We start from the raw sequence: 24436 nt of genomic DNA, 5'->3' as shown, positions 1-24436 counted from the left end.
CGCGTCGACGAGACCCTTTTGTGATCGGGTGGAGCGGTCGGAGACAATGGCGCGATGCAGGCAGACGTGCACTCCGATCCGCTCGCCGGCGGCTCGACCCCGGATCCGCAGGGGGAGCCCGGCGCGTGGTCGGTGATCCGTGCGGCGTTGCTGGACCAGACCGGTCTGGTGCGCGCGCTCGCGTCCGGCCGTCGCCGCGGCCTGGAGCCGCCGCACTACGTCCGGACCGAGTTGAGGTACGTCGACCTGAAGGGGCAGCGCCACCTCCAGATCACGGAGTACGACGAACGCCAGGCCCACACCCGCAATGTCACCGGGGCGGACGCGGAGAAGGCGGTCGACGAGCTGATCGACCTGCCGTACGGGTCGTGGCATGTCGAGACGACGACCGAGACGGTGCGGCTGCGGTACACGAAGAAGGGCAAGGAGCTGCTGCAGCGGCAGGAGGACAGCCGCGAGCAGGAGACCGGGCACGACCGCGTGAAGCAGCGGATGCTAGACCCGGCCGCGCCGTTCCTGATCGAGCTCGGGATCAGCGACCACCTGGGCAAGGTGAAGCCGTCACGGCAGTCGAAGTACAAGCAGATCGACGAGTTCTGCAAGCTGCTCGCACCGGCCGTCGACGAGGCGATCGCGGCGGGGCGGATCAAGACCGGGCGGCCGCTGCAGGTGGTCGACCTGGGTTGCGGCAACGCTTACCTGACCCTGGCGGCGTACCACCTGCTGAGCGAGGCTGGGCACGACGTACGGATGACCGGGATCGACCGCACACCGGCCGCTCGGACTCGCAACACACGGGTGGTCGAGGCGCTCGGGTGGCAGGAGCACCTGCGGTTCGTCGACGCGACGATCCAGGATGCGGAGCTCGACGTACGGCCAGACGTCGTACTGGCGCTGCACGCCTGCGACACGGCGACCGACGACGCGCTGGCCCGGGCCGTCGGCTGGGAGGCTCCGCTGGTGCTCGCAGCTCCGTGTTGTCATCACGACATCCAAAAGCAGCTCAAGAGCGTCACACCACCGGCGCCTTATGCGCTGATGACCAGATATGGCATCGTTCGTGAGCGGTTCGCCGACGTCCTGACGGATGCGCTGCGGGCGGCGGTGCTGAGACAGGTGGGCTACCGGGTGGAGGTCGTGCAGTTCGTGGACAGTCAGCACACGCCGCGCAACCTGCTGCTCCGGGCCGCGCGGACCGGGGCCATGCCGACCGACGACCTACGCTCCGAGTACGAGGCGCTGACCGGCGAGTGGCAGGTAACCCCACGCCTGGCCCAACTCCTCCTGGACCCGTCCAATGTGCCTCCAGCTGGGGTGGTGTCGTGAGGGGTCTTCGGACTGCGTTGGCCCTGACCGCCGCGAGCCTGCTGGCTGTGGCGGGAGCCGCGCTTCCCGTGACCGCCTCGGCGGCTGGATCAGCGGCTGACGGTGTAGCGGTTCCGCAGGCGGATCCGACGCCGGCGCCGAAGAAGCTGTTCACCATTCGGGACGAGCGGATCCAGGAGTCCTCGGGGCTGGCGAAGAGCCGCAAGCACGAGAACCTGTGGTGGACGGCGAACGACTCGGGCGACACCGCGAGGGTGTTCGGCATCGACACCACCGGCAAGGTGAAGGTCGAGGTCGGTTTCAAGGCGAAGGTGAAGGACGTCGAGGCGGTCGGCGTCGGCGACGACGGGACGATCTACGTCGCGGACATCGGCGACAACAAGGCCAACCGGGACCAGGTCGAGATCTTCACGATCCCGGAGCCGACAACGCTGCAGGACGAGCCCAACATCAGCTACCACCGGTACGACTTCACCTATCCGGACGGGGCACACGACGCCGAGACGCTGCTGGTCGAGCCCGGGACGAGCCAGTTGTTCATCGTCACCAAGGCGACCAAGGGCACCGGCTCGATCTACGCGGCGCCGCCGGCCCCGTCCCGTGGGGGCACGAACAAGCTCACCAAGCTGGCCACGGCGCCGTCCGGTGTGATCACCGACGGCACGTTCCTGCCGGACGGTCAGCGGGTGGTGCTGCGTACGTACGTCGATGTCGCGACCGTCGCGTGGGGCGAGACCCCGACCGTGGTCGCCCGTGCCGCCGTACCGTTCGGCCAGGGGGAGACCGTTGCCGTCGGCCCCACCGACAGCACCGTCCTGACCGGCAACGAGGGCGCGAACTCGGCCGTCTACCAGGTCCAGATCCCCGCAAAACAAGCCGCCTCGCAACCTCCCGCGAGTACCAGCGCGACGCCCAAACCCACCACCGGAGCCGACACCGCCGGCGACACCAGCAGCGGCAAGAGCCACAACCTCCGCTGGATCATCATCGGCGCCGCCGTCTTCGCCTTCATCATCACCATCCTCACCTTCCCCCCAGGCCGCCGAGAACGCCAAGACCGCCAAGCCGAAAACGCCCGCCTAACCGGCCAATCCCCCCCAACCCCCCACGGCCGCCACCACGCCTAGCCCACCCCCCCGAACGGCAAACAGCCGCCGTCCCGGGGGATCGGCGGCTGTTTGGGGGAAAAGGGTTAGTTGAGGTTGTCGACTACGTAGTCGATGGCTTGGGTTAGTTTCTCGACGTCGTCGGGGTCTACGGCGGGGAACATGGCTACGCGGAGTTGGTTGCGGCCTAGTTTGCGGTAGGGCTCGGTGTCTACGATCCCGTTCGCGCGCAGCGTCTTGGCGACTGCGGCCGCGTCGATGGCGTCGTCCAGGTCAATGGTGCCGATGACGAGCGAGCGGGCGTCCGGGTCCTCGACGTACGGCGTTGCGTAGTCGGACTTCTCGGCCCACGTGTAGAGCCGGTTGCTCGAGTCGGTGGTCCGGCCGACGCTCCACTCCAGCCCGCCCTGGTTGTTGATCCAGTCCGTCTGCTCCGCCATCAGGAACAGCGTCGCCAGCGACGGCGTGTTGTACGTCTGGTTCTTGCTCGAGTTGTCCACCGCGGTCGCCAGATCCAGGAACGCCGGGATCCACCGGCCGGACGCGGTGATCTCCTCGACCCGCGCCAGCGCGGCCGGGCTCATCACCGCGATCCACAGCCCGCCGTCCGACGCGAAGCACTTCTGCGGCGCGAAGTAGTACACGTCGACCTCGTTGATGTCGACCGGCAGACCGCCCGCACCCGACGTCGCGTCGATCGCGACCAGCGCACCCTCGTCGGCGCCCTCGACCCGCTTGACCGGCGCCATCACCCCGGTGGAGGTCTCGTTGTGCGGCCATGCGTACAGGTCCACGCCCGCTTCAGCGACCGCAACCGGCCGCGTCCCCGGGTCAGACTTCACCACGGTCGGGTCGCCGAGGTGCGGCGCCAGCTGAGCAGCCTTGGCGAACTTCGAGGAGAACTCACCGAAGCTCAGGTGCTGGCTCTTCTCCCGGATCAGCCCGAACGTCGCGATGTCCCAGAACGCGGTCGACCCGCCGTTCCCGAGCACCACCTGGTAGCCGTCCGGCAGCTGGAACAGATCGGACACACCCTGCTGCACCCGGCCCACCAGGTTCTTCACCGGCGCCTGACGGTGCGACGTACCGAGCAGCTTGGCGCCCTCGGTCGCCAGCGCGGCCACGGCTTCCGGACGTACCTTCGACGGACCCGCCCCGAAGCGGCCGTCAGCGGGCTTGAGCTCCGCAGGAATCACAATCTCGCTGGTCACCAGCGTGTTCCCTTCGTCGTCTGCGTTTCAGAAAGCCGACGACGCTGTCAGCGCGCTCCATCCTCCCACACCACCCCCAAGCCCTGCCGCAGGGTGTCTCACCACCGGCGCCCGCGGCTACTCGTGCTTGCGGGTGATCGTCTGCAGGCCGGTCAGTACGGCGACCGGTCCGTCCGGCGTGTCCGTCCACTCACCACACTCACCGCCGCCCTCGGCCACGTCGAGCGTCAGCTCCGACCCGTCCATCCGCAGCGCCGGGTGGTAGTACGACGCGACCTTCTCGGCCTCGCCCTCGATGTAGTGACCGATCAACGCCCGCCGGAACCGATCCGTGGTGACGTTCGGGTTGCTGCCATGCACCAGCGCACCATGGAAGAACAGCACGTCTCCCGGCTCCATCACGACCGGTACGGCGGCCTGTGGGTCAGGCAGCGGGACCGTGACATCGGTGAAGCTGACCGTCGTGTCGGCCTTCTCGGTGCACAGGATCGGCCACCGGTGACTCCCGGGCACAACCTCGAGGCACCCGTTGTCCCGATCAACGTGATCGAGCGCCATCCACGCCGCCACGCACGTCCCCGGCTCGGCCTTCAGGTAGAAGTTGTCCTGGTGCAGCGCCTGCCCCCGCGAGCCCGGCGGCTTGAAGTAGATCATCGTCTGCACCGCGTACGGCGACCTGCCGAGCAGAGTCGTCATCACCTGGTCGATGCGCGGGTCGATCATCCACTGCAGCGACGTGTCGTCCCACCGGTGCATCTGCGCCATCCGCGGGTACCGGCGGAGCGGATCACGGTCGTTCCCGTTGTGGCCGGAGAAGTCGTTCTTGTACGAGCCGCGGTTCCGCAGCTCCATGTAGTGCTCCCGCAACCGTTCGGCCTCGTCGGCACTGAACAGCCCTCGCACGAGTGAGTACCCGGTCTGCTCGAACTCGTCCCGGTACGCCGTGGCCTGTCCGTCGATGTTGTATGAAACGCTCATGCACGACTCCTGCGTGTCTGGCTTAGTCTGCCCCTAGGCACTAATTCTCCTGCCCTGGTCACGCGCCAGGCCACGGACGATCGACGCGAGGAGTTGAACTTTTGTCGCATCAGCCCGCCGTCCACGAGCAGCTGGCAATCAGTCTGCACTCGCGGCCCACGTTCTGGCGCTGCGAGCCGAGCTGGTCGTGGACGTCCCGGCCGCTGCGCGACCACCTGCTCTGGTGCGTTCTGGACGGCCGCGGGCTGCTGGAAATGGCCGGGGAGCAGCGCGACCTGCATCCCGGCGTCTGCGCGGTGTTCGCGCCGGGCGATGCGCCGCGAGCGACCCACGATCCGCGTCGCCGGCTGCTTGTCTTCGGCATGCACTTCCAGGTCGAGCCGGCCGGGGTCGCGCCGACGCCGCGCTGGGGCGAGGTGATGGACCGGGAGCTGCTCGGCGTACTCGCGCGGACGTGCGATGCGGCGTACCGGCGGCAGGATGCGCTCGGCCGGCGGCAGGCGGAACTTTGCCTGGAGCAACTGCTTACGGTGATCTGGGACGCGGTGCACAACCCCGGCCGGAGTGTGACCGATGCCGCGGTCGACGACGTGGCGCGGCAGATCCGGCAGGATCCCGGTCGGGAGTGGACGGTGGCCGAGATGGCCCGGCACGCGGTGCTGTCCAGGGCGCAGTTCACCCGGCGCTTCGTCGCGCAGCTCGGCATGTCCCCGGCGCAGTACCTGATCCAGTCCAGGATCGACCGCGCGCATCAGCTCCTGACCGAGAGCGGCATGACGGTCACGCAGACCGCCGCCGCCCTCGGCTACACCGACGTGCCCTACTTCAGCCGCCAGTACAAGCAACGCACCGGCCGCTCACCCAGCCAGGACCGCTGACCCCACCCGCGGGACCGTTAGGCCCAGCCCGGATCCCAGCCTTCGATCGAGGTAGCCGGCCGTGAGCTCGGCCCGGAGTAGATCGCCGACGGACGGATCAGCCGCCCGGTCCGCTTCTGCTCCAGCACATGCGCACTCCACCCGGCGGTCCGGGCGCAGGTGAACATCGAGGTGAACATCGGCGGCGGTACCTCCGCGAAGTCGAGGACGATCGCCGCCCAGAACTCCACGTTGGTCTCGAGCACCCGGTCCGGCCGCCGCTCCCGCAGCTCTGCTAGCGCGGCCTGCTCCAACGCCTCCGCCACCTCATAACGTGGCGCGTCCAGCTCTCTCGCCGTACGACGAAGCACTCGAGCGCGCGGGTCCTCCGCACGATAGACGCGGTGCCCGAAGCCCATCAGGCGCTCGCCCTGGTCCAGCAAGCCCTTCACGTACGCACGGGCGTCGCCGCTCTTCTCCACGCCCTCGATCATCGTCAGCACCCGCGCCGGCGCTCCACCGTGCAACGGACCGGACATCGCACCAACAGCACCGGACAGTGCAGCGGCGACATCAGCACCGGTCGACGCGATCACCCGTGCGGTGAACGTGGATGCGTTCATGCCGTGCTCGGCCGCGGACGTCCAGTACGCGTCAACCGCCTGCACGTGCTTGGGATCCGGCTCACCACGCCACCGGATCATGAACCGTTCGGTGATCGTGGTCGCCTTGTCCACCTCGCGTTGCGGCACCATCGGCTGCCCGGTGCCCCGCGCGGCCTGGGCGACGTACGAGAGCGCCATCACCGCGGCCCGGGACAGGTCGTCACGAGCCTGTACGTCGTCGATGTCGTAGAGCGGCCGCAGACCCCAGGCGGGTGCGAGCATCGCGAGCGCGGACTGTACGTCGACCCGCACGTCGCCGGTGTGGACCGGCAACGGGAACGGCTCGGCCGGCGGCAGGCCCGGGGTGAACGCACCGTCGACCAGCAGGCCCCAGACGTTCTCGAACGGCACCCGGCCGACCAGGTCCTCGATGTCCACGCCGCGGTAGCGCAGCGCCGAACCTTCCTTGTCCGGCTCGGCGATCTGCGTATCGAACGCGACCACGCCTTCCAGCCCGTGCTGCACCTCGGTCCTCGGATCTGACATACGACTCCCTCGTCCTCATGGTCGGTACGCCGAGCCACCAGAGCCCACGTGTACCGCTAGGCGCCCAGGCAGCATAGTTCTCGCCGGTAACCTGCGGACAGATCTGTGACCCGGTCGGCACGTCGCCGCCTGTGTGCGAGGGGTGACCGGCGCGCGCGGGGAGCGGCGGTGGACCGGTCGCGGGTCTACGCTCGACGGCATGGCTACCAAGCCCGTTCCCGTCCTCGGATTCGTGATCGGTGTCATCGCCACGTACGCCGGCATCGTCGGTGCGTCGTACGCGACGATCCGGCTGATGCAGCGCGTGATGGTGTTCCAGAACAACGTCGGCCGGATGCTGCCCTGGCTCGCCTTGTTGCTGGCGATCGCGGTGGTGCTCGGCGTCCTGATGATGGTGCCGGCGATCGGGTCGGGGGTGACGACCGGTGCGGGTGCGTTGCTGACCGTGGTCGGCCTCGCGGTCCTGCTGCTGCCGGTGCGGCAGGCGTTCGACCTCTCCAAGCTCTTCCAGATTCCCGGTACGCGCTACAACGGGTCCTACCTGTTGTTCGACGGGTCGATCGTCCTGTTCGGCGTGATCCTGCTGCTCGTCGGCATCCGCCGCTGGGCCGTCGACGCCAAGGTCTACAAGCTCCTCCGAAGCCAGGGACAAGGCTTGGGACAGTTCCAGGACACCCGCGGCTACCAGTCCACGTTCCCGACCCAGCAGCCGCAGCAGTACGGCGGTTATCCGGGCCAGCAGCAACAACCGCCGTACCCGGGCCAGCAACCACCCCCGGGGCAGCAGCACCCCGGCCAGCAGCCGCCGTACCAGGGCCAGCAGCAGCCGCCCAGATAACTTTCGCCGCAGAGCCCGCATCTGGCTCTGCATGGAAACACTGATCGCCTACACCTTCGCCCGGGACAGTGTCCTGCGGGCCGCCGCGGGCCGGGCCCGCGTGGAGGCGTACTACGGCGACCTCTGGGACCATGAGGCCAAACACCAGGGGTACGACGGCACCTCGATCGGCTTGCACGTCTGGGACAGGTCCGACGGCCACTGCTACTGGCCGTCCTGGCACGACACCGGCGACCTCCGGGTCGGCAGCCTGCACACCCCACTCGGCTACCAGCGAGTGATCGGCGACGTGGCCCCGTACGACGCTCCTAGCCGGCTCGCCAAGGCAGTACGGCGTACGCCGGCGAGCTTTCTCGAACTGGCGCCACCGTTCACCATGGCCGTGGTTGACCCGGCCCAGGAGCGGTTGGAGTTGTTCACCGACTCCATCGGCGTCGGCCGGCTGTTCCAGTTGCGGATCGCCGATGGCTGGGTGTGGAGCAACCGCCCGGTCGCTGCGCTGCTGTTCGCCGGTGTACCCGCCGCAGCGTCGAAGCGCGGGTGGGACTTCGCCGCGGCGTGCGGCTGGTTCATGGACGACAGCACGCCGTACGACGGAGTCCTGGCTGTACCCGGTGCGTCTCACATCGTTGCCGATGGGGGCCGACAGCAACGGACTGTCAGTCGGGTCGAGGCAGCCAGTCTGTGGTCGACCGACAGCACGGACACCGTGGACGAGACCGCCGAAGCACTGCAGGATGTGGCGCGATCAGTGGGACGGCTGTGGCCCGGGCAACCGATCGTCGACCTCAGTGGTGGGAGGGACTCCAGGGTGGTCGCTGCGGCGTTTCTTGCGGCCGGTGTGGATCTCAAGCTCAACAGCTACGACGCCGTACCCGGTGAGCTGGAAGTGGCCGAGTCACTCGTACAGGCGCTCCCGAGCCCGGTCGAGCACGTCGTAACCCGCAGGGCGCCCGGCAAGGCCCCGGTGAAGCCGCAACAGGCCAAACAACAGCCGCCCGAACTGGTGGAGCGCGCACGGCGGTGGCATCGGTACGCGGAAGGGCTGCGGCCGGCCAGCTACCTCTTCCATGCCCCGCCGAAGAACCTCACCACGGTTGCCCATCTCGCGATCGGCGGCGCCGGCGGTGAAGTTGCCCACGGCCACTTCTACCCGTCCGACGTACTGCAACTCGACGCCCTTCCGCTGCCGCAGAAACTCCACGCCTTCGGCAACCGCCTGCAGGCTCGGCTGACGCCAACGGCAGGCCCGGCCGAGCCGGCCCGGGCCGCGGTGGCGGATCAGATCGAGCGAGTACTGCGGACCGCCGTTCACGGTGGAATCGAGAACGCGACGATGCTCGACTATTTCTACGTCGACGAACGCCTGCGCCGGTGGGGTACGACGGGGGAGCGGAGTGGGGTCGTCTCGCCGCTGCTGATCCCGGCGTTCGTCCGGGCCGCGTTCGCCCTCAATCCGGCCCAACGGGTCGACAACGCCTTGCACCGGGAGCTGGTCCGTCGGCTCGTTCCGCAGTGGGCGGACACCCCATTCTTCAAGCCCAGCCAGCCCGCACCGCGACGAGCGTCGACCCGAATCCGCTGCCTCGCAGACGCCCCCGATCGCACACTGATCGAGCAGCTCGTCACCGACGTCGACGGCTTCGATCCGCGCGCACTCAACACCCTGTGGGCCGCGTCGGCAGCCGGCGCGAGCTCAGCCGCCGGCGAGGCAACCCTCCGCCAGGCGCTCTGGCGGGCAACCTTCGCCGACCACCTCGCCGAGGTCAACCAGCACCTGCCCGCCCACACCTTCGGCACGGACAAAGGACGAGTAGAGGCAAGCGCGGCGCCCCAGCCAGCGGCGCCGCGCGCTCCAAAGCTGACCCGGAGGCCGGTCGTGCGTCGGTTCGCGCAGACCCGCCTGTGGCGGGCCTTCCGGCGGAGTGGGATCGGCCGGCGGTGGCGGAGCCTGAGTAAGTAGGCTCGGGGTGTGGATCTTGCGGAGATGCGGCGTACGTACGGGCTCGGAGAGCTGCTCGAGACTCAGGTGGACCCCGATCCGATCGTCCAGTTCCAGACCTGGCTCGCGCAGGCGACCGAGGTCGGCCTGCCTGAGCCCAACGCGATGGTGCTCGCCACCGCGGACGCCGACGGCCGCCCGTCGGCACGGACGGTGCTGCTGAAGCGCATGGACGAACGCGGCCTCGTGTTCTACACGAATCAGCAGTCCCGCAAGGCCGACGACCTCGCCGCGAATCCGCACTGCGCGCTGGTCTTCCCGTGGCACGCGATGGAGCGCCAGGTCCGCGTCGAAGGCACCGTGACGAAGCTCCCCGCCGAAGAGGTCGACGAGTACTTCGCGAGCCGCCCGCGCGGCTCACAGCTCGGCGCCTGGTCCTCGCAGCAGAGCCAGCCGGTCGACTCCCGCGAGGAGCTCGACCTGCAGTACGCGTCGTACGAGCGGCAGTGGCCGGAGGGCACCGAGATCTCCACGCCGCACTTCTGGGGCGGCTATCTGGTCGAGCCGCAGGCGTTCGAGTTCTGGCAGGGCCGCACCGGCCGCCTGCACGACCGTCTGGCCTACCGGCGGACGAGCTCCTCCTGGGAACTGGTCAGACTCCAGCCCTGAGGCTCCTCGCGGAAGCCGTTGCGCTCCCACCACCGCACCAGCGGCCGAGGTGCCCACCAGTTCGCCCGCCCGAGCAGCCGCATCGTGGCCGGCACCAGCAACGCCCGGACGATCGTCGCGTCGAGTGCGATCGCGATCACCAGGCCGACGCCGATCATCTTCACGAACACGATGCCCGAGGTGGAGAACGCCGCCACCACGATGATCAGCAGCAACGCCGCACTGGTGATGATCCCGCCGGTCCGCTGCAGCCCCAGTGCGACCGACTGCGTGTTGTCACCGGTCCGGTCGTACTCCTCCCGGATCCGGCTGAGCAGGAACACCTCGTAGTCCATCGACAGCCCGAACAGTACGGCGAACAGCAGCACCGGGTTGGTCGCGTCGAGGAAACCGGCCGAGGTGAAGTCGAGGAACCCGGACAGATGCCCATCCTGGAAGATCCACACCATCGCCCCGAACGCCGCCGACAGCGACAGCACGTTCATCACCAGCGCCTTGGCCGGCAACACGAACGACCCGAAGGCCATGAACAGCAGGACGAACGTGATCAGCACGATGAACCCGGCCATGTACGGCGCCCTCGCACCGAGCACGTCCAGCAGATCGATCACCCCGGCCGTCTCACCACCGACCTCGACCTGCGTGCCGGCCGGCGGCGTCACCGCACGCACCCCATGGACGACATCCCGAGCAGGCAACTCCTGCGCGGTGAAATGCGTATGCACCACGACCGAGGCGATGCCCTGGGCAACTCCACCGATCCGGACGTTCTCGACATCGTGCAGCTGTCGCAACGTCTCGACGTACGGCGCCAGTGCGGCCGACGGATCGCTCGGCGGTGAGTCGAACCGCACCGCCACGAAGATGTCCGATCCACCTGCGCCGGCGAAGTCCTGCTGCAGGGTCTCGGTCACCGTCCGCGAGGTCGCACCGGCCGGCAAGGCCCGATGGTCGACACCGCCCAATTGCGCCTGCAGGAAGGGAATCCCGAGCACGAGCAGCAGTGGCACCAACACCAACACATACCGCAGCGGTCGCCGCATCACGCTGTGCGCGAGCCGGTACCACGCGCCGTGCTCTGCAACCGCCTTGCGCGCCTTGAAGATCCGCAGCTTGTTCACCCGATGCCCCAGAACAGCAAGCAATGCGGGCAATGCGGTGAGCGCGGCAACCATCGCCACCGCGACCGCAGCGGCACCGCCGTACGCCATCGAGCGCAGGAACATCACCGGGAACAGGACCAGACTGCTGATCGCGACCCCGACCGTGATCCCGGAGAACGCGACCGTCCGCCCGGCCGTCGACATCGTCGTGGTCAGCGCCGCCTCGACATCGTTGCCCTTAGCAAGCTCCTCGCGGAAGCGGGTGACGATGAACAGGGCATAGTCGATCGCGAGTCCGAACCCGATCATCGTGACCAGGTTGATCGAGAAGATCGACACGTCGGTCAGCGCGGCCAGCCCACGCAGCAGCACGAACGCGCCCAGGATCGCGAGCGCCCCGACGAACAGCGGCAACGACGCCGCGACCAGTCCGCCGAACACGATCACCAGCAGCACCAGCACGATCGGTATCGAGATCGTCTCGGCCCGGACGATGTCGTGCTCGGTCTGCGTGTTCACCTCGTCGAAGACCGCGATCTCGCCGCCGACCTTGGCGTCCAGGCCTGGCGGTGCCGTCCGGACCTGGTCGGCGATCTGGTGGAACGTGTCCAGCCGGGCCTCCTGGGTGGCGCCGGCCAGCGTGAGGACGGCGTACGTGCTGTGCTGGTCCTTGGACACGAACACCGGCGACTTGCTGCTCCAGTACGTCGTCGTGCCGGTCACGTCCGCGGACGGCAGCCCGGAGAGATGCTGCTCGACGGACTGCCGGAAGGCCGGATCGGCGACCGTCTGCGAAGGGCTGCGGTAGAGCACGATCACGTCGGTGCCGGTGCGGCCGATGTGCTGCTCGATCGTCGCGACCGCGCGGGCGGCCTCGGTGTCCGGGGCATCGAAACCGCCGTTGGCCAGCGAGCCGAACACGCCGGTGCCCCAGGCCAGCCCGAGCGCGACGAAGATTCCGGTCAGGGCGAGCACCAGCCGGCGGCGCCGATACGTGAAATGGCCGAGCTTCTCGAACACGAAACTCTCCCCCAAGGGCGGTAGATTTGACCGTCAGGCAAGCGTGAACAGCGTTAACTGTTAACGGTGTTAACTCTAAACTCCGTACCTACGGCGATGTCAAGGAGAGTTTTCGGGTGGACCTCGGTGGGACCGGGCGGGACCGGCGGCGAGCGGCGACGCTCGCGGAGATCAAGGCGGCCGCTCGCCGGTTGCTGGTCGACGGTGGCGTGGCCGCGGTCGGCCTGCGGGCGGTCGCGCGCGAACTCGGCCTGACCCCGCCGGCGCTGTACCGGTACTTCCCGAGCCACGAGGCCCTCATCGGTGCCCTGATCGCGGACCTGTACGACGAGCTGACGTCAGCGCTGATGCAGTTGCAGACGACCGACGAATCCCCGGACCTGGGGGAGCGGCTCTACCTGCTCGCCAACGGCCTGCGGAACTGGGGACTGGCCCATCCGGCCGAGTTCGCCCTGCTGTTCGGTACGGCGGTTCCGATGGCCGACGCGGCCGACCACAACGAGACTCCCGGCCATCAGGCGGCGATGCGGTTCGGCAATGTCTTCAAGGAACTGGTCGCGCAGGTCTGGCACTGGAAGCCGTTCCCGTACCCGCCCGACGAACTGCTCGGGGCGGAGCTGATCGCCCAGCTGACGGCGGAGTCCGAGCACTTCCAGGGCATGCCGCCCGGCGCGATCTACCTGTCGCTGACCTACTGGACCAGGCTCTACGGCCTGATCTGCATGGAGGTCTTCGGCCAGCTGCACTGGGTGCTGCCGGATGCCGGCGCGTACTTCGAGGCCCAGCTCCGCGAGATCGGCGAGGCCCTCGGCCTGGACTGTCCTCCGGCCGAGCAATAGGGCCGAGCAGTAGAAAAGCCCGCGGGCGCTTCCAGAGACACGACCGGTGGCCGAACTCAGGGTCAGGCGGACTACCTGACTGCCCGCGGGCCCGGTGGCTGGCGTTGGTTTCGGCCTACCACTTGCCCACTTACTGTGGTTGGCGGTTAGCCCGCCGCCACCTCACGAGTCCGATAGCAATTCATGCGTTGGACCACCTCCCTTCGCGTGTACTCAGAACTTACTGCCGGCCGGATCGTCGTTCAACCACTTTTCAGCGGTGATCAGTTCGCCCAGGGATGAACGACAATCGGGGGCATGATCAGACTTGCCCTCCCGGTACTGCTGCTGTTGATCGGAACCGGCTGGTTCGCGTGGTCGTCGTACCGCCGGGCCGCCCAGGCAGAGCAGGCCCTGGCCGAGGTCAACGCCGAGCATCGGGCGTTGATGCACGAGGTCAGGTCGCTGGAACGGGCGGTCGCGGCTGCCGAGCAGGGCTTGCGTACGCTCAGCTCGCATCCGTCGGTGCCGCGCGACGTCGCGGTCACCGCCGACCTGACTCTCGCCGATGTACGGCGACTGGTGGACCGCAAGGAGCTTGACGAGTAATGGCAAAACTGGGGAACGCCGCTGCCGCGATCAAGCCCAAGGGCGGCGGCAGCACGAAGGCGAAGGTGATCGGGTTCCTGATCCTGGCCGTCATCGTGATCATCGCGCTGTTCAACATCTTCAACTTCGCGAGCACCGACGCGAACCGGATCGGCCTGCACTACGGCGGCGGCGTGATCGAGGACAAGAAGTTCAAGTCGATCATCTCGCCCGGTTCCACGAACAAGCTGATCGGTCCCGGTGACACGGTCTACGACTACCCGATCGACCAGCGCTCGTACATCATCGGCGGCGACGGCGCGGACACCGACGCCGCCGACGAGGTCACCGTGGTCAGCAAGGACAACGTCCGGCTGGGTGTCCGGGTCCAGGTCTACTTCACGCTGAACCGGGACAAGGACGTGATCAAGTCCTTCCACGAGCGGATCGGCCTGAAGACCGACGCCTACACCGAGCGCGGCTGGAACGACATGCTGCAGAGCTACTTCCGGCCGCAGATCGACCGGGCGCTGGCAGCGGTCGCGACCAACTACAACTGGGCCGAGCTGTACAACAACGAGTCGAAGAAGTCGCAGTTCCAGACCGCGGCGTCCACCGAGTTCACCCGGCTGCTGCCGGCCGCGGTCGGTGGTGACTACTTCTGTGGGCCGTCGTACAACGGCTCGAACGCGTGCGGCGAGTTGTCGTTCACGATCCAGAAGCCGACGCCGCTGGACAAGGGCATCATCGACGGCCTGGAGGCCAAGCAGCGGGCCGAGCTGGCCAAGGCAACGCAGGAGCAGAAGAACCAGCAGGTCAACGTCGAACTGCAGTCGGTCAAGCAGCAGGTCGCGATGCTCGGCGCGCAGGGCTACCTGCTGAAAACCGCGATCGAGTCGGGCAAGATCCAGTTCATGGTGATCCCGCAGAACGGCAACGTCAGCATCCCGGTGCCGACCACGCCGTCCACCACGACGGCCCCACCGTCTCGCTGACATGTCCGGGCTTCCGTCGCATCTCGAGTTCGTGCAGGGCGTCGTCCTGCCGAAACCGATCGGCGCGGACCCGGTGCTCGACTTCGTCAACACTCGGTCCGACTGGACCACCCGTGGCCCGGCCCGGACCGAGTGGCTGACGTCGTACGAGGCGTTCCTGATCTGGAACTCGTACGTCGGCCTGTTGCCGCCGGCCACCGTGTTCCGGCTGATCGAGCAGGCCGGCGGCAAGCCCACGGAGGCCGCCCGCCGGCTCGGCGCGACCCTGGAGTTCCGGGTCGACCTGTACGACGTCCTGACCGGTGCGGAGACGTCCTTCGAGGCAGTCGCCCGGGTGATCGAGAAGGCCTCCGGCCGGCGGCGACTGGTGCCGACGGACGAGGGCGCGGGGTGGGAGCTGCCGGAGGATCTGGCCCAGCCACTGGACCACCTCGCGTTGCTGGCGGGTGAGTTGCTGACCGGGCCGTCCCTGGCACACGTCCGCGTGTGCCCGTCCTGTGGCTGGCTCTTCCTCGATCCGCGTGGCCGCCGCCGGTGGTGTTCGATGGCGACGTGTGGCAACCGCGCCAAGGTCCGGGCCCACGCGGCCCGTACGCGCTAGTTGAAGGCTGCTGGGTCGACCATGATCCAGGTGTGCGTGGCCCGGGCGAGCACGCGGCCGTCGGCGTCGTACAGGGTGCTGGCGGTGTAGGTCTTCCGTCCCTCCTCGCCGAGGTACCGGCCGAGTACGACGCATTCCTCGCCGGCCGATGGGCGTGCGTCGACACACGCGGTCAGCTGCCCGAGAACTGACGGCCTGCCCTCGAGGTCGATCGCCCAGCCACCCGGGCAGTCCAGTGCGGACCACAGGTAGATCTCGTCCACCAGCCCATCAGTCGCCAGGTCCGCGGCCGGCTGCCAGACACACGCCGTACGCCCGTCGCCGATCGGACCAGGCCGCAGTTGTAGACCACCTTCGTTGGCCGGCCCACAGACGAAGCAGGTCGGGAACGGGTGGTTGCTGAGCCCCTTGTACGACGCCTCCGCCGCGCGAGCCTCCTCCGGCGATACCGCGTCGACCGTCGCGTCGGCGAGGAAGCCGCTCTCGATCGGCGTCCCGTCCGCGACCAGGGCGTCGCCGTCGGTCAGCCGCGCTCCATCGGCGGCTGCGGCCAGGTCGAGGTCCCGCTCGAGTGGTGGCGGCCTCCGCAAGGTCACCCGGGGCACGAACCCGCTGCCGAGTTGACCGGCCAACGCCGTACCGACGAGGCCGGCGACGTACCCGCCGTTGCCCGATCGTCCCGGCCCCTGGAACCGCCGCTCGACCCGCACCACACTCATGCCCCAAGACCCTAAACCGCTTACGTTCAGTCGTTTGTGTACGCACGCACAGTGAGCAATTGAAAGGGCGGCGACAAGCTGTCCGAATGGACGGCGGTTGCTGGGCAAACGGGTGAAATACACAGGTGTGAGTCCCCATCTCACCGGGAAAGAAGCAGTTTCAGAGAAATCTGAGGAATTCTCGGAGATTACTGCTCCGAGCCCTCCAGTTCAAACGACCGTTTGAACTATGCTGACTGCAGGCTACGGCGAGTGAGCAGGTGGGGTGCCTGAGCGAGCAGTAGCCGGGGGGAAGGAGAACTCTGTGGAAACACCGGTCGAATCGACCAGGGAAAGGCTGCTCAACGTTGCCGAGCAGCGATTCGGAGAAGGGGGTTACGAGGGAACATCGCTGCGCGCCATCACGGTCGCGGCGGCCGCGAACATCGCGGCGGTGAACTACCACTTCGGGTCGAAGGAAGCACTGCTCCGGGCCGCGGTGGCCCGGGCGATGGCGCCGGTCAACACCGAGCGGCGGCGCCGGCTGGACCAGTTGGAAGCTGGCGGATTACCGACGCCGGAGCAGTTGATCCGGGCCTTCATCGAACCCGGATTGGAGTTGGTGCTGCGGCGCGGCGAACGAGGTGCCGTGGTCGCACGTTTCATCGGCCGTATCGCTTTCGATCCGAGCCAGCGGATCCGGGAGCTGTACGCGGCCGAGTCGGACCCGATCGAGAAGCGGTACCTGGCCGCTCTCCAGGCGGCTCTTCCGCGCGCGACGCCGGAAGCGGTCGCGTTCGGCTACGTGAACATGCTCGGCCTGCTGGCCCTGCACCAGTCGCAAGCCCTGTCCCGCGCGCCTGGCGTGACAGAGCCCGAGGATCCCGGCACACTCGCCGAGAACCTGATCGCGTTCCTGGTGGCGGCCTTCGACCGCGGCCTGCGCTCGTAGGTCGTGGCTGGTCCATGACCTGATCCGGAGGCGTCCGAGAACCCGTGGTTCCTGCCCACGGATCCCCGGACGCAACCGAACCAAACGATCGAATGGTCTGGTCACAGTTGTCCGAGGATTGCTCACGGATGTTCGGACTGCCGGGTAACGCTGCATAATGGCGCTCCGTGGAGCCCTGTGAAGTCGTGGTTGCCGTCGATCTCGGTGGAACCCGGATGAAGTGCGGCCTGGTCGCCGCCGACGGTGCCGTGCTGCACCGGGAGACCAGGCCCACTCCCCGGGTTCTGTCCGACAAGAGCGACGGCGGCCGCGCCGTCCTCGACGCGCTGCTGGAAACCGTTGTCGAGCTCGCCCAGAAGGCGAGCGCCGACGGCCATAAGGTCCGTGCCATCGGCGTCGTCGTACCCGGCGTCATCGATGCGGAGACCGGAACTGTCGGCGCCGAGAACCTGGCCTGGGTCGGTACGCCGGTCCTGGCCGAGATCACGGCCGCGGTCGGCAGCGACCTGGCCGGAGTGCCGATCGTGCTCGCCCACGACGTCCGGGCCGGCGGGTACGCCGAGTTCCGTCAGGGCGCCCTGGCCGGCACCACGAACTCGATGTTCCTGCCGCTCGGCACCGGGATCGCCGCCGCGATGATCGTCGACGGCTCCCTGGTCAGCGGTGACGGGTACGCCGGCGAACTCGGTCACTCACGCTTCATCCACGGTGACGCCGCCGAGCTCTGCGCGTGCGGCCAGTGGGGCTGCCTCGAGACCGTCGCCTCGGCCGCCGCCATAGCCCGACGGTACGGCGCTCGCACCGGACGGACCGTGGACGGCGCTCGCGAGGTGCTGGAGCTGCTCGCGGCCGGCGATCCGGATGCTGCACAGGTCTGGGACGACGCGCTCGCCGTACTGGTCGATGCCCTGGTTCTCTACACGACCCTGATCGCACCGACGCGGATCGCGATCGGCGGCGGACTGGTCGGCGCCGGCGAGACCCTGCTACAGCCGCTGCGCGAGGGCGTCCACGCCCGCCTGACTTTCCAGCGCGAGCCGGAGATCGTCGCCGCCGTCCTGGGCGAGGAGGCCGGTTGCCTGGGCGCAGCCCAGATGGCCTGGGACCGCGCCACCGCCGACGAGAAGGGTGAGACGGCATGACGACGTACCGGGTTGGCCGGGTGGTGACGCCGGACGATGTGCTCGAGAACGCCTGGATCCAGGTGGTCGACGAGGACATCCGCGCGTTCGGGCGCCGCTCGGACGGGATGCCCGCGGACGGTCAGCGACCCGAGGACCTGGGCAACGTGACCGTGGTGCCGGGCTTCGTCGACATCCACACCCACGGTGGCGGCGGGTCGTCGTACTCGACCACCGATCCGGAAGAGGCGCGCAAGGTCGCGGCCTTCCATGCCAAGCACGGTACGACGACCACGCTGGCCAGCCTGGTCACGTCGCCGCTTGACGACCTGGTCTCGCAGACGGCCTGTCTCGCCGACCTCGTCACCGACGGCGTGATCGCGGGCGTGCACCTGGAAGGGCCGTTCCTGTCCGAGGCGCGGTGTGGTGCGCACGAGCCCACATTGCTGCGGCCGCCGCTGAAGGACGATGTCGCGAAGGTGCTGAGCGACGCGGTCAAGATGGTGACGATCGCGCCGGAGCTGGAGAACGGTCTGGAGGCGATCCGTCAGGTCGTCGATGCGGGCGCGGTCGCGGCGCTCGGGCACACGGATGCGACGTACGAGCAGATGATCGCGGGTGCGGACGCCGGCGCGACCGTGGCGACGCACCTGTTCAACGGGATGCGGCCGTTCCACCACCGCGACCCGGGTCCGGTCGGTGCGGCGATCAACGACGAGCGGTTGCTGCTCGAGGTGATCAACGACGGACTGCACCTGGATCCGCAGGTCGTCCGGGTCGCCCTCGCGGCCGCCGGCGTCAACCGGATCGCGCTGATCACGGACGCGATGTCGGCCACCGGGATGCCGGACGGGCGCTACAAGCTCGGCGATCTCGAGGTGGACGTCAAGGAGGGTCTGGTGACCCTCGCGCACGGCAAGCACTCGATCGCGGGCAGCACGCTGACGATGGACGTTGCCTACCGCAACGCGGTGACGGCCGGTGTCTCCCTGGTGGACGCGTCGAAGATGGCGTCCACGACCCCGGCCCAGGCCTTCGGCTGGTACGACGTAGGCGCGATCGAGACCGGGAAGCGGGCCGACCTGGTGCTGCTGGACGACGAGTACGTCCTGCAGAAAGTCATGCGAGCCGGGTCGTGGCTGGACTGATCGGAACCGTCACGCTCAATCTCGCGCTGGACGTGACGTACGGGGTCGACAAGCTGGTCGTCGGTGGTAGTCACCGGGTCGGCGAGATGCGTAGCCGGGCCGGCGGTAAGGGTGTCAACGTCGCGCGGGTCGCGGCGACGCTCGGGCATCAGGTGCTCGTGCTCGGGTTCGTCGGTGGGGTCACCGGTGAGCTCGTCGCGGAGGAGTTGTTCGACGCCGGGCTGACCGCGCTGCTGACCCCGATCGCCGGCGAGACCCGCCGTACTGTTGCCATCGTCAACGGTGTGGACGGGGACGCGACGATCTTCAACGAGGCCGGCCCGTTGGTGAGTGCGGACGAGTGGCGCGCGTTCACCGACCGGATGCCGTGGGGCCGGCTGGGCGTGCTCGCCTGCTCGGGCAGTCTCCCGCCGGGGTTGCCGGCCGATGCGTACGCCGATATCGCGGTCCGCGCGCGGCATCACGACGTACTGACTGTGATCGACGCGGGTGGTGAGGCGCTCACCGCTGCTGCGAAGGCTGGCGCGGTGGTGCGGTCGAATGCGGCCGAGTTGCGGGACGCGCTCGGCGATACGGCCGTCGAGGACGGTGCTCGGCAACTGGTCGAGCTTGGCGCGATGGCCGCGGTGATCACCGACGGATCGCGCGGAATGGTTGCGGCTAACAACAAGGGTGTCTGGCGGGCGTTGCCGGTCGAGAAGGTGGCGGGGAATCCTACTGGCGCGGGCGATGCGTGTACGGCGGTGGTCGCCGCGGCGGTCGCGGAATCACCGGAGCCGGACTGGTCCGTCGTACTGAAGTCTGCGGTTGCCGCTTCTGCTGCCGCGGTGCTGACACCCGTTGCCGGAGACATCGATCTCGGCGCCTACCGCCGCTGGCAACCCCAGGTCGTCGTTAACTAGAAGGAGACGTCATGCCGTTGGTATCGGGAGCCGAGGTTGTGTTGGCTGCTGCGAAGGCTGGTCGTGGGGTTGGTGCGTTCAACGTGATCCAGCTCGAGCACGCGACCGCGTTGATCGCCGGCGCCGAGCAGGTCGGTGCGCCGGTGATCCTGCAGATCAGCGAGAACGCGGTGAAGTACCACGGCGCATTGAAGCCGATCGGCGTCGCGACTCTCGCTGCCGCGGCCGCCGCCGCCGTCCCGGTCGTCGTACACCTCGACCACGCGATGGACCGCGACCTCGTCACCGAAGCCGTCTCGCTGGGCTTCACGTCAGTGATGTACGACGCCTCCAAGCTCGAGTACGCCGACAACGTCGCGACCACGACCGAGGTCACCGCCTTCTGCCACGATCACGGCGTCTTCGTCGAGGCCGAGATCGGCGAGGTCGGCGGCAAGGACGGCGTACATGCCCCCGGCGCCCGCACCCGCCCCGACGAGGCCGTCGCCTTCGCCGAGGCGACCGGCGTCGACGCCCTGGCCGTCGCCGTCGGCTCCTCCCACGCGATGACCGAACGCACGGCCCAACTCGACTTCGACCTGATCGCCGACCTCAAGTCCGCCGTCGGAGTTCCGTTGGTCCTGCACGGTTCCTCCGGTGTGGCCGACGCAGATCTGACCCGAGCCGTCGAGTCCGGCATGACCAAGGTCAACATCGCCACCCACCTCAACAACGTCTTCACCGCCTCGGTCCGCCAAACCCTCGCCGACAACCCGAGTCTGGTGGACACGCGCAAGTACCTAGGCCCCGCCCGAGCAGCGGTCGCCGCCGAAGTAGCCCGCCTCCTCACCGTCCTCCAAGCCGTCTGACCCATGCCGCCGTTGGCGCGGAGCCTCGGCATCGGGGACGCGGTCACGATCGGTCTCGGCTCCATGGTCGGCGCGGGGGTCTTCGCCGTCTGGCAGCCGGCCGCGCGAGCAGCCGGCGCGGGACTGCTGATCGGGTTGGTGGTCGCGGCGGTGGTTGCTTATTGCAACGCTGTGTCGTCGGCCCAGCTTGCGGCTGTGTATCCGGTTTCGGGTGGGACTTATGTTTACGGGCGGGAGCGGCTGGGGGAGTGGTGGGGGTTTGCGGCCGGCTGGTGTTTCGTGGTTGGCAAGACGGCGTCGTGTGCGGCGATGGCGCTGACCTTCGCGACCTATGTGCTGCCGGAACACCGCACGCTTCAGCGGCTCCTCGCGCTGGCGGCTGTGATCGCACTTGCCGCGGTCAACTATCGCGGCGTCACCAGAACCGCCCGGCTGACCAGGATCATCGTGTCCTGCACCCTGGCGGTGCTCGCCCTGGTGCTGATCCTGCTCCTCACCGGTGAACCGCACCGCGACCTGCCGGCTCTGACCGGGACCTCGCCGTACGGCGTTCTGCAGTCGGCCGGACTGTTGTTCTTCGCATTCGCGGGCTACGCGCGGATCGCCACCATGGGCGAGGAGGTCCGTGACCCGGCGACCACGATCCCCCGGGCGATCACGATCAGCGTGGTAGTTGCTATTGGCATCTATCTCGCCATCGGCCTCGCCCTGCTGACGATCCTGAATCCGGCGACCGTCACCGCACCGCTGGCTACGGCGGTCGACACGGTCGGCGCGGCCTGGGCGGTGCCGGTGGTCAGGGTCGCCGCCGCGCTGGCGAGTCTCGGCGCGCTGCTCGCCCTGATCGCCGGCATCGGGCGAACGACCCTCGCCATGGCCCGGAACCACGATCTCCCCACCTGGCTGGCGGCAGTCCATCCGCGCTTCCAGGTCCCGCATCACGCGGAGATCGCGCTCGCCGTGGTCGTCGGCGTCCTGGTCCTCACGACCGATCTGCGTGGGGTGATCGGGTTCTCGTCGTTCGGCGTCCTGCTGTACTACGCGATCGCCAACGCCGCCGCGTTCACGCAACCGGCCGATCAACGTCGATGGCCCCGGGTCATCAACGTGATCGGCCTGGCCGGTTGCGTCGTACTCGCGGTCACCCTGCCGTGGATGTCCGCGGTGGTGGCCGCCGTACTGCTCGGCCTCGCCCTGTTCGTCAGGAGAGGTCGCGGCGGATTCGCCAGAAGCTGAAGCCCGTCAGGGCGAAGGCCAGCAGGACGAAGAAGCCGAACTCGCGCCACTGCAGCGCCCAGAAGCGGTCGGCGGTGAAGTACTTGATGTGCTGGCGGTAGCCTTCGTCGGCCAGGCGCTGGAAGCAGGCGGCGGTCTTCGGCGAGGCGGTGCGCGGACCGCTGATCCCTGGCGGAGGTCCGGGCTCGCAGTCGATCATCCAGCTCGGCAGGGTGCTCACCGTCTTGCCGGCCTTGTCGACGGTCTTGTCGGACAACTTCCACGCCCCGACGGCCCCGCTGGCGACCTCGATCGCCTTCACCTGTGGAGGTCTGGTGTCCCCGCTCAACATGAAGCCACGGATGTTGTCGAACGAAACTACGAGGTACTGATCCGTCGGCGCCAGCAGATGCGGGCGGATGAACGTCGGCGTGAGGATCTGCACCAGGATGACCGCGGCCAGGGTGACTGCGAGCGCCACCAAGGTACGGCGTACGAGCAGACCTATCGCGACACCGAGGGCGAACGCGAACGCGGTGTATCCGATCGGGACCAGACCGCGGGCGCCGAAGACCGGTGGGAACATCCGGGGCAGGTACGTGTTCGACTCCTGGCCGGCGTTGATCGCACGGTCGATCGGGCTGGACCACCAGGTCACCGCGAGGCTCATCGCGCCGGTGATCGCGATCGCGGCCAGGCCGGTGACACCGACCTTGGTGGCGAGCCAGCGCCAGCGGGTGATGCTCTGGCTCCACACCAGCCGGTGCGTGCCGGTCTCCAGTTCGCGGGAGATCATCGGTGCGCCCCAGAACGCCCCGATGATCGGCGGTACGGCGTACAACAGCATCTGAGCGACGATGTAGAGCGTCGGGTTGAGGCGCTGCGCCCCGAGGCTCTGGATGAACGAATCCGTCAGTCGTCGATAGTCGTCGGCGAGCCCCGGTCCGGTGATGGCGAGCAGGATCGCGGCGGCGGCGATCACGGCCGCGACGACCAGGAACTGTACGCGGAACTGTCGCCAGGTCAGCCAGATCATCGCTGTACCTCCAGAACGGGACGCTCGGGCTGGGCCGGGGTGTTGCGGCCCATGTAGGCCAGCACCAGGTCTTCGAGCGTGAGTTGGGAGACGTTCCAGGCCGGGTCGAGGATCGGCTTGTCGGTCCGGATCAGGTATGTCGACTGCCGGTCGGTGTGACTCTCGCTCAGCACGTGCTGGTCCCGCGGCAGATCCTTCGAGTCACGCCGCGGTCCGGTCAGCCGGAAGTGCGTCGCGAGCAAGGTGTCGATCTCGCCGCTGACCTGGACCCGCGACTCGACCAGCACGATCAGGAAGTCACAGGCACGCTCGACATCGGAGACGAGGTGCGACGACAGCACGACACTCAGCCCCTGGTCGGCGACTGCCGCCATCAGATCCTGCAGGAACTCGCGCCGGGCCAGCGGATCGAGCGCAGCCACTGGTTCGTCCAGGATCAGCAGCTCGGGCTGCTTGGCCAGGCCGAGGGTGAGCGCGAGCTGCGCCCGCTGACCGCCGGACAGCTTGCCGGCGCGCTGCTTCGGGTCGAGCCGCAGGTTCTGAATCCGCTTCTGGGCCAGGGAATCGTCCCAAGCCGGGTTGAGCCGGGCGCCGAGCTTCAGGTGGTCGGCGACACTCAACCGCTGGTACGTCGGAGTGTCCTGAGCGACGTACCCGACTTTGGCCTGGTGCGTCCCGGCCGGATCACCCAGCACCTCGACGGAACCCGTGGTCGGGTTGAGCATTCCGACCGCCATGTTGAGCAGCGTGCTCTTACCTGCACCGTTGGGCCCGACCAGCCCCACCACATGCCCGGCCGGAACCTCGAGATCACAATCGGTCAGCGCCCACCGCCGCCCGTACTTCTTCCCCAGACCCTGGGCCCGCAGCACCGCGCTCATGCTATGTCCTCCTCAGAGGCGGTCCGAAAAGTTGTAAGAAACAACGCCTCGATGCTCTCGTCGTCGAGGCCGGCCTTGCGGGCCTTGGCCAGCCACCGGCGCAGGTCCTGGCGCAGGGGTCCGTGCGCGGCGAGCGAGTGGTCGGTCAGGGTCCGGGTGACGAACGTGCCGCGTCCCGGCCGGGCCTGCACCAGACCTTCGTGCTCGAGCTCGCGGTAGGCCTTGAGCACGGTGTTCGGGTTGATCGCCAGCGCCGCGACCACGTCCTTCACGGTCGGCAGCTGGTCCCCCTCCCGCAGCAGGCCGAGCCGCAGCGCGTTCCGCACCTGCTGGACGATCTGCTGGTACGGCGACACCCCCGACCGGCCGTCCAGATGGAACTCGATCATCTCAACCCCATTCATCTAGTTACCTAGTACTATAGGGGTGTGG

Annotated in this window: 24 protein-coding genes; 16 read left to right on the top strand and 8 right to left on the bottom strand. The window is 68.3% G+C overall.

Annotation, left to right across the window (positions count from 1 at the left end; all coding sequences use genetic code 11):
* Positions 1-54: 54 nt before the first annotated feature.
* Together AB0L70_RS25595 and AB0L70_RS25590 are read left to right on the top strand one after the other, a co-directional pair.
* Positions 55-1326, top strand: coding sequence for an SAM-dependent methyltransferase (locus tag AB0L70_RS25595; protein ID WP_363688281.1), 1272 nt, complete (start codon positions 55-57; stop codon positions 1324-1326).
* Positions 1323-2453, top strand: a complete 1131-nt coding sequence (locus AB0L70_RS25590) for a hypothetical protein (protein ID WP_363688279.1) — start codon at positions 1323-1325, stop codon at positions 2451-2453. Before AB0L70_RS25595 ends, AB0L70_RS25590 begins: the two co-directional genes overlap by 4 nt.
* A 65-nt stretch (positions 2454-2518) precedes the next feature.
* Here AB0L70_RS25590 and serC read toward each other — a convergent pair whose 3' ends face one another.
* Positions 2519-3646 carry a phosphoserine transaminase gene (gene serC, locus AB0L70_RS25585; protein WP_363688375.1) on the bottom strand — a complete coding sequence of 376 codons (1128 nt, stop codon included), beginning with the start codon at positions 3644-3646 and terminating at the stop codon, positions 2519-2521.
* Between the two features lie 114 nt (positions 3647-3760).
* Entirely contained in the window at positions 3761-4621 is an 861-nt protein-coding gene (locus AB0L70_RS25580) for a phytanoyl-CoA dioxygenase family protein (protein ID WP_363688277.1), read from the bottom strand.
* Positions 4622-4722: 101 nt separating this feature from the next.
* On the opposite strand from AB0L70_RS25580, the gene AB0L70_RS25575 reads away from it, so the two are divergent.
* Positions 4723-5499 carry an AraC family transcriptional regulator gene (locus AB0L70_RS25575; RefSeq protein ID WP_363688275.1) on the top strand — a complete coding sequence of 259 codons (777 nt, stop codon included), beginning with the start codon at positions 4723-4725 and terminating at the stop codon, positions 5497-5499.
* Between the two features lie 17 nt (positions 5500-5516).
* On the opposite strand, the gene AB0L70_RS25570 is transcribed toward AB0L70_RS25575, so the two are convergent.
* Positions 5517-6629: a citrate synthase 2 gene (locus AB0L70_RS25570; protein WP_363688273.1), complete on the bottom strand. Its 1113-nt coding sequence runs from the start codon at positions 6627-6629 to the stop codon at positions 5517-5519.
* A gap of 199 nt (positions 6630-6828) precedes the next feature.
* On the opposite strand from AB0L70_RS25570, the gene AB0L70_RS25565 reads away from it, so the two are divergent.
* Genes AB0L70_RS25565 through pdxH form a run of 3 tightly spaced genes read left to right on the top strand, consistent with a single transcriptional unit; the run spans position 6829 to position 10078 of the window.
* The gene (locus AB0L70_RS25565) at positions 6829-7467 is read left to right on the top strand and encodes a hypothetical protein (protein ID WP_363688271.1); all 639 of its coding nucleotides are present in this window, start codon (positions 6829-6831) and stop codon (positions 7465-7467) included.
* Positions 7468-7498: 31 nt separating this feature from the next.
* Positions 7499-9430 carry a hypothetical protein gene (locus tag AB0L70_RS25560; RefSeq protein WP_363688269.1) on the top strand — a complete coding sequence of 644 codons (1932 nt, stop codon included), beginning with the start codon at positions 7499-7501 and terminating at the stop codon, positions 9428-9430.
* Between the two features lie 9 nt (positions 9431-9439).
* Positions 9440-10078: a pyridoxamine 5'-phosphate oxidase gene (pdxH, locus tag AB0L70_RS25555; RefSeq protein WP_363688267.1), complete on the top strand. Its 639-nt coding sequence runs from the start codon at positions 9440-9442 to the stop codon at positions 10076-10078.
* Here the strand turns inward: pdxH and AB0L70_RS25550 are convergent.
* Positions 10030-12201, bottom strand: a complete 2172-nt coding sequence (locus AB0L70_RS25550; protein ID WP_363688265.1) for an MMPL family transporter — start codon at positions 12199-12201, stop codon at positions 10030-10032. The two genes, pdxH and AB0L70_RS25550, sit on opposite strands and share 49 nt — an antisense overlap.
* Positions 12202-12317: 116 nt before the next feature.
* Here AB0L70_RS25550 and AB0L70_RS25545 point away from each other — a divergent pair, with 116 nt between their 5' ends.
* The 4 genes from AB0L70_RS25545 (at position 12318) to AB0L70_RS25530 (ending at position 15203) form a co-directional block, all read left to right on the top strand.
* The gene (locus tag AB0L70_RS25545; protein ID WP_363688263.1) at positions 12318-13040 is read left to right on the top strand and encodes a TetR/AcrR family transcriptional regulator; all 723 of its coding nucleotides are present in this window, start codon (positions 12318-12320) and stop codon (positions 13038-13040) included.
* A gap of 297 nt (positions 13041-13337) precedes the next feature.
* The gene (locus tag AB0L70_RS25540) at positions 13338-13628 is read left to right on the top strand and encodes a hypothetical protein (protein ID WP_363688261.1); all 291 of its coding nucleotides are present in this window, start codon (positions 13338-13340) and stop codon (positions 13626-13628) included.
* Positions 13628-14602 (top strand): SPFH domain-containing protein, encoded by a 975-nt coding sequence (locus AB0L70_RS25535; protein WP_363688259.1) that lies wholly within the window; start codon positions 13628-13630, stop codon positions 14600-14602. Before AB0L70_RS25540 ends, AB0L70_RS25535 begins: the two co-directional genes overlap by 1 nt.
* A gap of 1 nt (position 14603) precedes the next feature.
* Positions 14604-15203: a CGNR zinc finger domain-containing protein gene (locus AB0L70_RS25530; protein WP_363688257.1), complete on the top strand. Its 600-nt coding sequence runs from the start codon at positions 14604-14606 to the stop codon at positions 15201-15203.
* On the opposite strand, the gene AB0L70_RS25525 is transcribed toward AB0L70_RS25530, so the two are convergent.
* A complete protein-coding gene (locus tag AB0L70_RS25525) occupies positions 15200-15922 on the bottom strand; it encodes a hypothetical protein (RefSeq protein ID WP_363688255.1) in 723 nt (240 codons plus the stop codon). The genes AB0L70_RS25530 and AB0L70_RS25525 overlap by 4 nt on opposite strands.
* 304 nt (positions 15923-16226) lie before the next feature.
* On the opposite strand from AB0L70_RS25525, the gene AB0L70_RS25520 reads away from it, so the two are divergent.
* From AB0L70_RS25520 to AB0L70_RS25495, 6 genes are all read left to right on the top strand, one after another.
* Positions 16227-16853 (top strand): TetR family transcriptional regulator, encoded by a 627-nt coding sequence (locus AB0L70_RS25520; RefSeq protein WP_363688253.1) that lies wholly within the window; start codon positions 16227-16229, stop codon positions 16851-16853.
* Positions 16854-17020: 167 nt separating this feature from the next.
* The gene (locus AB0L70_RS25515; RefSeq protein ID WP_363688251.1) at positions 17021-17995 is read left to right on the top strand and encodes an ROK family protein; all 975 of its coding nucleotides are present in this window, start codon (positions 17021-17023) and stop codon (positions 17993-17995) included.
* Positions 17992-19122, top strand: coding sequence for an N-acetylglucosamine-6-phosphate deacetylase (nagA, locus tag AB0L70_RS25510; RefSeq protein WP_363688249.1), 1131 nt, complete (start codon positions 17992-17994; stop codon positions 19120-19122). Before AB0L70_RS25515 ends, nagA begins: the two co-directional genes overlap by 4 nt.
* Complete coding sequence (locus AB0L70_RS25505; RefSeq protein WP_363688247.1) at positions 19110-20024, top strand: hexose kinase; 915 nt, start codon at positions 19110-19112, stop codon at positions 20022-20024. Before nagA ends, AB0L70_RS25505 begins: the two co-directional genes overlap by 13 nt.
* Before the next feature lie 11 nt (positions 20025-20035).
* Positions 20036-20872, top strand: a complete 837-nt coding sequence (locus tag AB0L70_RS25500) for a class II fructose-bisphosphate aldolase (RefSeq protein ID WP_363688245.1) — start codon at positions 20036-20038, stop codon at positions 20870-20872.
* 3 nt (positions 20873-20875) lie between these two features.
* Entirely contained in the window at positions 20876-22108 is a 1233-nt protein-coding gene (locus tag AB0L70_RS25495; protein ID WP_363688243.1) for an APC family permease, read from the top strand.
* On the opposite strand, the gene AB0L70_RS25490 is transcribed toward AB0L70_RS25495, so the two are convergent.
* The 3 genes from AB0L70_RS25490 to AB0L70_RS25480 are packed head-to-tail and all read right to left on the bottom strand — an operon-like array spanning position 22074 to position 24408.
* The gene (locus AB0L70_RS25490) at positions 22074-23123 is read right to left on the bottom strand and encodes an ABC transporter permease subunit (protein ID WP_363688241.1); all 1050 of its coding nucleotides are present in this window, start codon (positions 23121-23123) and stop codon (positions 22074-22076) included. The genes AB0L70_RS25495 and AB0L70_RS25490 overlap by 35 nt on opposite strands.
* Entirely contained in the window at positions 23120-24004 is an 885-nt protein-coding gene (locus AB0L70_RS25485) for an ABC transporter ATP-binding protein (RefSeq protein WP_363688239.1), read from the bottom strand. The genes AB0L70_RS25490 and AB0L70_RS25485 overlap by 4 nt, the downstream gene beginning before the upstream one ends.
* On the bottom strand, positions 24001-24408 hold the full coding sequence (locus AB0L70_RS25480) for a GntR family transcriptional regulator (RefSeq protein WP_363688237.1): 408 nt from the start codon (positions 24406-24408) through the stop codon (positions 24001-24003). The genes AB0L70_RS25485 and AB0L70_RS25480 overlap by 4 nt, the downstream gene beginning before the upstream one ends.
* Between the last annotated feature and the right edge of the window lie 28 nt (positions 24409-24436).

This window comes from Kribbella sp. NPDC051952, from assembly GCF_040680855.1.
Classification (GTDB): Bacteria; Actinomycetota; Actinomycetes; order Propionibacteriales; family Kribbellaceae; genus Kribbella.
The sequence above is the reverse complement of the archived record's forward strand: the minus strand, read 5'-3'. Positions and strand labels throughout refer to the sequence as shown.